This window comes from Pseudarthrobacter phenanthrenivorans (assembly GCF_000813845.1).
GTDB lineage: Bacteria > Actinomycetota > Actinomycetes > Actinomycetales > Micrococcaceae > Arthrobacter > Arthrobacter phenanthrenivorans_B.
This window is the reverse complement of sequence record NZ_JWTB01000040.1, coordinates 40228-48239: the sequence shown is the minus strand read 5'-3', so window position 1 is coordinate 48239 and position 8012 is coordinate 40228. Positions and strand designations below refer to the sequence as shown.

General features: G+C 66.1%; 4 protein-coding genes and 1 pseudogene. All 5 read right to left on the bottom strand.

What is annotated here, in order from left to right:
- Window positions 1-713: pseudogene (locus RM50_RS18265) on the bottom strand (HNH endonuclease signature motif containing protein); the annotation flags it as partial.
- A 130-nt stretch (window positions 714-843) separates the two neighbouring features.
- Window positions 844-3351 carry a GcvT family protein gene (locus tag RM50_RS18260; RefSeq protein WP_043455649.1) on the bottom strand — a complete coding sequence of 836 codons (2508 nt, stop codon included), beginning with the start codon at window positions 3349-3351 and terminating at the stop codon, window positions 844-846.
- Between the two features lie 559 nt (window positions 3352-3910).
- Entirely contained in the window at window positions 3911-5383 is a 1473-nt protein-coding gene (locus tag RM50_RS18255) for an MFS transporter (protein WP_240472012.1), read from the bottom strand.
- Window positions 5384-5771: 388 nt separating this feature from the next.
- On the bottom strand, window positions 5772-6641 hold the full coding sequence (fdhD, locus tag RM50_RS18250) for a formate dehydrogenase accessory sulfurtransferase FdhD (protein ID WP_043455647.1): 870 nt from the start codon (window positions 6639-6641) through the stop codon (window positions 5772-5774).
- Window positions 6629-7969 carry a molybdopterin molybdotransferase MoeA gene (locus tag RM50_RS18245; protein ID WP_043455646.1) on the bottom strand — a complete coding sequence of 447 codons (1341 nt, stop codon included), beginning with the start codon at window positions 7967-7969 and terminating at the stop codon, window positions 6629-6631. The genes fdhD and RM50_RS18245 overlap by 13 nt, the downstream gene beginning before the upstream one ends.
- Window positions 7970-8012 lie beyond the last annotated feature (43 nt).

Genomic DNA, 8012 nt, shown 5'->3' with positions numbered 1-8012 from the left:
AGCCGGTTCCACCCGGCAAGCGCCTGGTCCGCGGGCAGGCACGCGCTAAGCCAGGGCATTCCGTCCCGGTCCGGCCGGAACTCCACCCGCCGCTCCACCACCCCTTTGGCGTGCCGCTTCTCAATCGACTCCGCATGGTGGCGTTCCCGCCACGTCCGCGCCTTGACCCGGAACCGGTGCGCCGGCAACTCCCCGACCGGGCACCCCCGCGCACCATCCGGTGCTCCGGGGTCCAGGAAATGCGCTTCCAACGCCGCCGCCCCGGCAGCATCCAGGCCAGCGGTTTCATCGGCCATCACCACCGCGTGCTGCCACGACAGGGACCCGGCCTGCAAAGCCTCCAAGGTCAGCGGCAAACCAGTGGTCAGGGCGTGCGAGGTCGCCAGGAACGAGGACGCCGCCCGCGGCCCCAGCGCCAGCACACACCCGATCTCGGCCGCGACCGCCATCTCCTGCGCCACCACCGGCACATCCGGACCCGCAACAGCACAAGCAGCCTCCGAATACTTCACCGCAGCCTTAGCCTTCAACCCCGCGAACCCGGCCTCCACCTCCCGCGCACCAGCCAGAATCTCCAGGCACCCATCCGCCAACCCAGCCAGCGGATCGGCCGCAGAAAACGGCGCCGCACCGGCCCCATCCAGCTCAGCATTCAGCACCGCAAGGGCCGCCCGGATCTCCCCAAACGCCTTCACCACCGCCGCTGTCCCCATAAACCCATCATGACAAGGGGGTACGACATTCAGAGTGGACTGCAGGAGCGGGCACGAAAAAGGTGGTTGGGCCTGCCGGTCTCAAGCAGGCCCAACCACCAGATATCGACGGCTCAACCGCCGGGGCCGGTCAGCCGCGGAGGCGTTCCATCCCCGGATCGAAGAGAGGCTCGGCGGTGACGGTGGCGGCAACGCGCCGGCCGAAGTACTCGATCTCCACGGCGTCCCCTTCGGATACCGACGATGGCAGCCAGGCGTAGGCGATGGGCTTGCCGATGGTGAATCCGTACGCCGCGCTCGTGACGTAACCAGCGGCTTGCCCGGCCACGTACACCGGTTCCTTGCCCAGCACCACGGACGTGCCGTCGTCGACCGTCAGGCAGCGCAGGATCTTCGCCGCCGGCTGTTCCCTGCGGACCGCCAGCGCCTCGGCACCCACAAAACCGGTCTTGTCCTTGGCCACCGAGAAGCCCAGACCGGCCTGGTACGGGTGGTGCTCGGACGTCATGTCCGTGCCCCAGAGCCGGTAGCCCTTCTCAAGGCGCATGCTGTTGAAGGCGCCACGGCCGGCGGCAATAATGCCGTGCTCCTGGCCTGCCTCGAACAGCAGGTCCCAGAGCTTGAGCCCGTATTCGGCCGTGGTGTAGAGCTCCCAGCCGAGCTCGCCCACGTAGGAGAGCCGCATGGCCGTGACGGGGATGCCCCCAACGGAAATCTGCTTCGTGCGGAAGTACTTCAGGCCGTCGTTGCTGAGGTCGTCCTGGCTGACCTTTCCGATGACCTCGCGGGCCAGCGGACCCCAGAGCCCGATGCAGCAGGTGCTGCCCGTGATGTCGGTGACGTGGACCCATTGGGCAGGGTCGGCGGCCGACTGCTTGCGGGCTTCCACCCGGAGGTAGTCGAAGTCGACGTTGCTGTTGACGCCGAGCTGGAACTCCTCGTCGGCAAGCCTGGCCACCGTCACATCGCTGCGGATGCCGCCGTCGTCCGCGAGCAGCAGGCAGTAGGTCACCGCGCCCGGCTTTTTGGCGATGTTACCCGTGCTGAGCCGGTGCAGGAGCGCCTGGGCGCCGGGGCCGGCGACGGAGAGGCGCTTCAGCGGCGTCATGTCGAAAAGTCCGACGGCGGTGCGCGTCTTCCACGCTTCGGCGGCGGAAATGGGGGAGTGGAACATGGCGGACCAGTCGTCGCGTTCCGGGGTCCGCCATTCGGCGGGAAGTTCCTCGAGGAGTCCGCGGTTGGCCTCGAACCAGTGCGGGCGTTCCCAGGCGGCAGACTCCAGGAAGAAGGCACCGAGTTCCTTCTGGCGGACGTTGAACGGGCTGACGCGCAGGTCACGCGGGGATTCCCGTGGCTGCAGCGGGTGCATGACGTCGTAGATCTCCACGAAGTTCTGCTGCGACGTTTCGCTGACGTAGGCGTCGGAGGTCTGCACCTTCTCGAAACGGGTCAGCTCGCAGCCGTGCAGGTCGGTCTGCGGCTGGCCATCAATGATCAACTCTGCCATTGCCTTGGCAACGCCTGCCGAGTGCGTGACCCAGACGGCCTCGGCCACGAAGAAGCCGTCGAGGTCCGGCGCCTCGCCCATCAGCGGGCCGCCGTCGGGGGTGAAGGAGAAGATGCCGTTGAAGCCATCCTGAATTCCGGTGCGGCGCAGTGCCGGCAGCAGGTCCTGGCTGTCCTCCCAGGCAGGCACGAAGTCTTCAAGGGTGAAGTCCAGGCGGGAGGGCATGCGGTGGTCGGACATCTCCCCGGCCGGGACCTTCGGCAGCACCGACATGTCCACGGGCATCGGCCGGTGCGCGTAGCTGCCGATGCCGATGCGGTCGCCCCACTCGCGGTAGTACAGGTCCTTGTCCTGGTAGCGCAGGATGGGCTTGCTGGCGCCCTTTGGCAGTTCGTTGACGCCCTCGAGTTCGGCGAGGGGGGTGGTGACCACGTACTGGTGGGCGAGCGGCAGCAGCGGTACCTCCAGGCCCACCATCTTGCCCAGCTCACGGCCCCAGAATCCTGCGCAGGACACCACGATGTCTGCGGGGATCAGTCCTGAGGAGGTCTCGACGCCGGTGACCTTGCCGCCCTCCTGGGCGATTCCGGTGACGGTGGTGGAGCCGCGGTAGGTCACGCCCCGTTCGCGCGTGCGCTCGATCAGCAGCTGAACGGCGCGGGCGGCGAGGGCGAGGCCGTCGGTGGGGATCAGCAGGCCGCCCAGGACCTCCCGGCCACCGCTGAGTTTGCCCGTGTTCAGCAACGGATAGATCTTTTCGCATTCGTCGGCGTCAACGATCCGGCTCTCGACGCCCCAGGAGGTCATCACGCCCATTTTGCGCTTGAGGTCCGCCAGGCGCTCCGGAGTGGTTGCCAGTTCCAGGCCGCCCACCTGGTTGAAGCAGGACTGGCCGTCCTTGCTCAGGGCCAGCAGTTTGTTGACGGTATAGGTTGCGAATTCCGTCATGGTCCTGGACGGGTTGTTTTGGAACACCAGGCCCGGGGCGTGCGACGTGGAGCCGCCTGCGAGCTCCAGCGGGCCCTGCTCGACGACGGTGATGTCGGTCCAGCCGCGGCTTGCCAGTTCGTCGGCGAGGTTGGTGCCGACGATGCCGGCTCCGATGATGACGACGCGGGGTGATGCGCTCATAATTCGTGGTTCTCCTGGTTTGGTGCTGGGCTCCGGCGGTCCGGAAGGTTCTGGGCTAGGCGTGTCCGTCCACGGTCAGGCCCGGCGGGAGGCGGGATGCGTCGGTGGATTCGTTGACCAAAGTTCCCCGACCTTGGTACCGGACACCGGCATGACCCTGGGAGATGTTGAGCCGCAGGGCTCCAGTTGGTGCCGGTTCGCTGAGCGGGCAGGCCTGGTGCATTCGGAGTACCTCAGGTTTTCCGGGTTTGCGTTACATTGACAGCGACGCTTCGCTATCAGCAACGCGCATCACTATATGCAACAGGGTGTCGCAGCTCACATGAGATGTCAAGGCTTCGCTCCGTTTGTTGCAAGGCGCTGCAGCCCTGTGTCGGAATACAGAAAAGAGGCCTCCGCCGCTGTAGCGGCGAAGGCCTCTTTTAGGTCGGGTCCGGTCACCTGTGCCGTGTGGCCGGGTGGTGCCAAGGGCGGCAGCCACACCATGAATTTGCCAACCGGAAATGATTCGTCCGAGGGCCTTGGCTCTCTGGCTCGAAGTGACCGTCCAGTCCCGGCGTCAGTGGGAAATATTTGTTGAGATCTCGGCCAGGGTGCGCCCCTTCGTCTCAGGCGCGAGCCATTGCGAGAGGACGGCGCCGAGCAATGCGACGACGGCGGCTACGACCATGCTTGGGCCCATGCCGATGTTGCTGATCGCCCACGGCAGGGCGAAGGTGCCGAGTGCGGCGCCGATGCGGCTGAAGGCCGCGGCAAAGCCCATGCCGATGCCGCGCAGGTGTCCGGGGAATACCTCAGCCGGATAGACCTGGGTCAACGTGGTGTAGCCGGCATTGAAGAAGGAGAAGGCGAGGAACAGTGCGAGCACGAGGATCGCCGGTGCGTCTGCCCAGACTCCGATGACCAGCAGGATGCCTGCGCAGAGCCACTGTCCGGGCACCGTGAGGATTCGGCGGCCCAGCTTGTCGATCAGAAGCACGGTGGTGACCACGCCCGCGGCTGCCAGGGCGGACAGGCCGACTCCACCGGCCCAGCCGCCGCCGAAGCCGAACTGGCTGAGTACGTCATCGGCGAAGGTCGCAATTGCGAAGTACGGGGTGACCGCGCAGAACCAAAAACCCGCGGTGAAGAGGGTGGTGCGCCAGTGCTGCTTCGAGAACAGCATTCCGAAGGAGGCGTTCTTGATTTTGGTCCGGCTCTTCGCGGCCTCGGCCTCCTGGACCATCCTCAGATCGATCTCCTCGGTGATGCTCTTGTGCATCTGTGGCGATTCGACGTACTTGTGCGCGATGGCGAGTGCTTCCTCGCGCCGTCCCTTCGTAATGAGCCAGCTCGGTGATTCGGGGAGCCCGATGCGGGCGACGAACAGAATGAATGCGAGTATCGTGCTCGTGCCGATGACGACGCGCCATGGGGTTCCGGCGTCGTGCAGGAGCGTGCCAATGATGAAGGCCATCATGAAACCGACGTACCAGGCGATCAGGGTCAGGCCGAGCAGTCGCCCGCGCAGTTTTGGCGGGGAGAACTCGGACAGCAGCGGGCCGCCGATGGAGTACTCGCCGCCGATCGCGACGCCCATCATGAAACGGATGATGGCCAGCTGGATGATGGCTCCGTCTCCGGTGGTTACGAAGAACTGGGCTGCTGAGGCGATCAGGAACAGGCCCATGTCCACGAGGAACATGGGCTTGCGTCCAAACTTGTCAGTAGCCCAGCCGGCCAGCGGGGAGCCGACGAAGATGCCGGCCAACGGGCCTGCAGCGATCATGCCCAGGGATAGGGCGTCGAGCTGGAGATCTGACCGCATGGGTCCAGTGACGGGGCCGATGATTCCGAGGATGTAGCCGTCGAGGAACATTCCGCCGATGAAGACGGCGACAAGCCGCACCATGAAGCGGCGTTTGAACTTGGAGCTGGTCTCATTGCCAGCCGGTATGGCCGCGCCGGACTCAAGGGATGTTTTTGGCACGGTCCCCAAGTTCCGGCGCTCCGCACTGCTTTGATCGATGGTGCTGCCACCTTTGGTTGTCATAAACAGTTTCCTTTAGTGATTTAACGCCGCCACGTGGACAGTGGCAACGTTGTGCGGCCAATGCGGGAGCGGGGGCTCCCCTCTGGATCGGCCAGCATGAATTCGTTCGTCTGTTTTGGGAACCATCACTGCGCGGAGCCCGGGGACGGGAGTGCAAATGTCCGGAGGAACTCGTTCCGTGATGATCAACAACGTTCGCCTTATGCAACAAAAGAGTGCTCCAGCTCACATCCAAAGTCAAGAGTGTGTCCTGTGAAAGTCGAAGTATGTAGCGTTCTTGCTCAGTGCTTGCGGGCATGCCGAAGGCCCTACCCGTTGGGATAGGGAGACCGGCCAGGTGGGTCGACCCGAGTGCTTGGCGACGGGGTGGACAGGGCAAAGCTGTGCGTCAGGCCGGGATGGGGACCCCCTGGCCTGGCCGGACCAGCCGGTCCCGGCCGCTGTAGACGTTCAGGCTGGTCCCGCGATTGAAACCCACCAGTGTCACGCCAGTTTCGGCTGCGAGGTCGGCCGCCAGGCTTGACGGAGCGCTGACTGCGGAGAGGATCGGAATCCCGGCCAGGGCGGCCTTCTGGACAAGCTCGAACGAGGCCCTGCCCGAGACCTGCAGGACGGTGCCGCGCAGCGGCAGCAGCCCCTCCCTCAGCGCCCAGCCCACTACCTTGTCCACCGCGTTGTGCCGCCCCACATCCTCGCGCAGGCACAGCAGCTCCGGTCTGCCCGTGTCCACCCGGAACAGGCCGGCAGCGTGCACGCCCCCGGTCCTGTCGAACACCGCCTGGGCCTCCCGCAGCCGTTCGGGGAGCGCGGCAAGCACATCCAGGGGTATCTGGACGGGATCCCGGGATGGGTCGAAGTGCTGGGTCTTCCGGACGGCGTCAATGGATTCGGTGCCGCAGATGCCGCAGGAACTTGAGGTGTACACGTTCCGTTTGGTGTCCGGCAGTGCCACGTCGGGGCGGAGCTGGGCATCGACGACATTAAACGTCTGCTCGCCGTCCCTGGTACCGGCGCAGAAGCGCAGGGAAACCAACTCCGATGCGTGACGGACCACCCCTTCAGAGACGAGGAACCCCGCAACAAGGTCGAAGTCATCGCCTGGCGTCCGCATTGTCACAGCGAAGGAGTTGCCGTTGAGGCGGATTTCAAGGGGCTCTTCCGCGGCGAGCACGTCCTCCTTGAAGCGGACGGGATATTCAGTGCCGGTGTCGTCGAGACGGAAGCGGTGGATCTTCTGGCGCTGGGTCATGCGTGCCATGCGGTGTTCCGTCCTTGCGTGCCGGGTGTCCCTGCGGTTTCTGGCTGTGCTGCCCAGGGAAGCGGGAGGACGGGAACCGGTTCCCCCGAGTCAACGCCCTGGGGAGGAACGGCCATGACCGCGTCTGCCCAGGCAAGCCCGCGCATCATGCCGGGGCCGGTGTGTTCGACCGGGAACGCAAGGCCGGACAGGAACCGGCAGGGGATCAGGCGTGTCCTCCCCGCGTCCCCGTCGACGTCGCAGCCGGACATCACGAGGTGCATCGGAGGCAGCTGCGCGCCTCCCAGCGAGGCCATCAGGGGTGCGCCCAGGGTGAGGAGTGCCATCATGGCCGCCAGGGGATTGCCCGGCAGGCCAATCACGAACCGGCCGCCCGGAAGCACAGCGAGCACTGCCGGATGACCAGGGCGCATCGCGATGCCGTCCACCAGCAGCCGTCCGCCCAGGGCGTCGATGGCGGCGCGGAAATGGTCTGTGCCGGATTTCCCGGTGCCGCCGGTGGTGATGATGACATCAGCGTGGCCGCCGGAGGGCATCCCCGGGTTTTCCAGGGCGTCCAGCCACTCGCCGAACGAATCGCTGATTCTTTGCGGGGCGCCTGCAACACCACCGAGCAGGGAGACCACGCTTCCGAGCTGCGGGCCAAAGGTGTCCCGGACCTCTCCGGGGCCCGGAAGGCCCTGCGTGACCACTTCTGCGCCGGTCAGTACGACGGCGGCGGCGGGCCGGGCGCGGACCTGCACCGAATCGTGCCCTGCCGCCGCGGCCACGGCCACATGTGCTGGATTAAGGACAGTACCGGCAGGAATGAGGACATCCCCCAACCGGGCTTCCTGCCCGGCGGGGCGAATGTGTTGGCCGCTGCGCGGCTCACCGGCCTTCGCATCGGCACGCAGAGTCAGGACCTGGCTCCCGTTGGGGTCCCGGACAGCCAGGCCGCTTTCCTTGCGGAGGACGGCGTCGGCACCGTGCGGTACCAGGCCGCCGGTGGCAATCACGGCAGCGCTGTTTACAGGCAGGAATCTGTTGCCTGCAGGCAGGGAGCCGTGCTGGCCGGATCCGGCGAGAAGCCATGGACCTGGCCCGCTAACGGCCCAACCGTCCATTGCGGACGAGGCATAGTGGGGCATGTCCTGGAGTGCTGTGACGTCACGGCACAGTGTGTGGCCAATGGCTTCAACGAGCGGGACTGCCACAGGCGGGAGCGGGCCGGCGGCGCCGAAGGCGAGATGGCGCGCATCTGGCCACGGTATGCACCCCCGTTCCGGGACGCGACCCGGCGCAGCCGTGCTCCTGGAAATGGTGGCTGTCAGTCCATTGGCAGGCATCCGGGCCCCCTCCTTGTTAAGTCACCCGCTTGGTTAGGTCACG

What these genes read in the sequence shown, in the direction of transcription:
- RM50_RS18260 (WP_043455649.1), bottom strand. Translation starts at nt 3,351, where the DNA reads ATGAGCGCATCACCCCGCGTCGTCATCATCGGAGCCGGCATCGTCGGC.
- RM50_RS18255 (WP_240472012.1), bottom strand. Translation starts at nt 5,383, where the DNA reads ATGACAACCAAAGGTGGCAGCACCATCGATCAAAGCAGTGCGGAGCGC.
- fdhD (WP_043455647.1), bottom strand. Translation starts at nt 6,641, where the DNA reads ATGGCACGCATGACCCAGCGCCAGAAGATCCACCGCTTCCGTCTCGAC.
- RM50_RS18245 (WP_043455646.1), bottom strand. Translation starts at nt 7,969, where the DNA reads ATGCCTGCCAATGGACTGACAGCCACCATTTCCAGGAGCACGGCTGCG.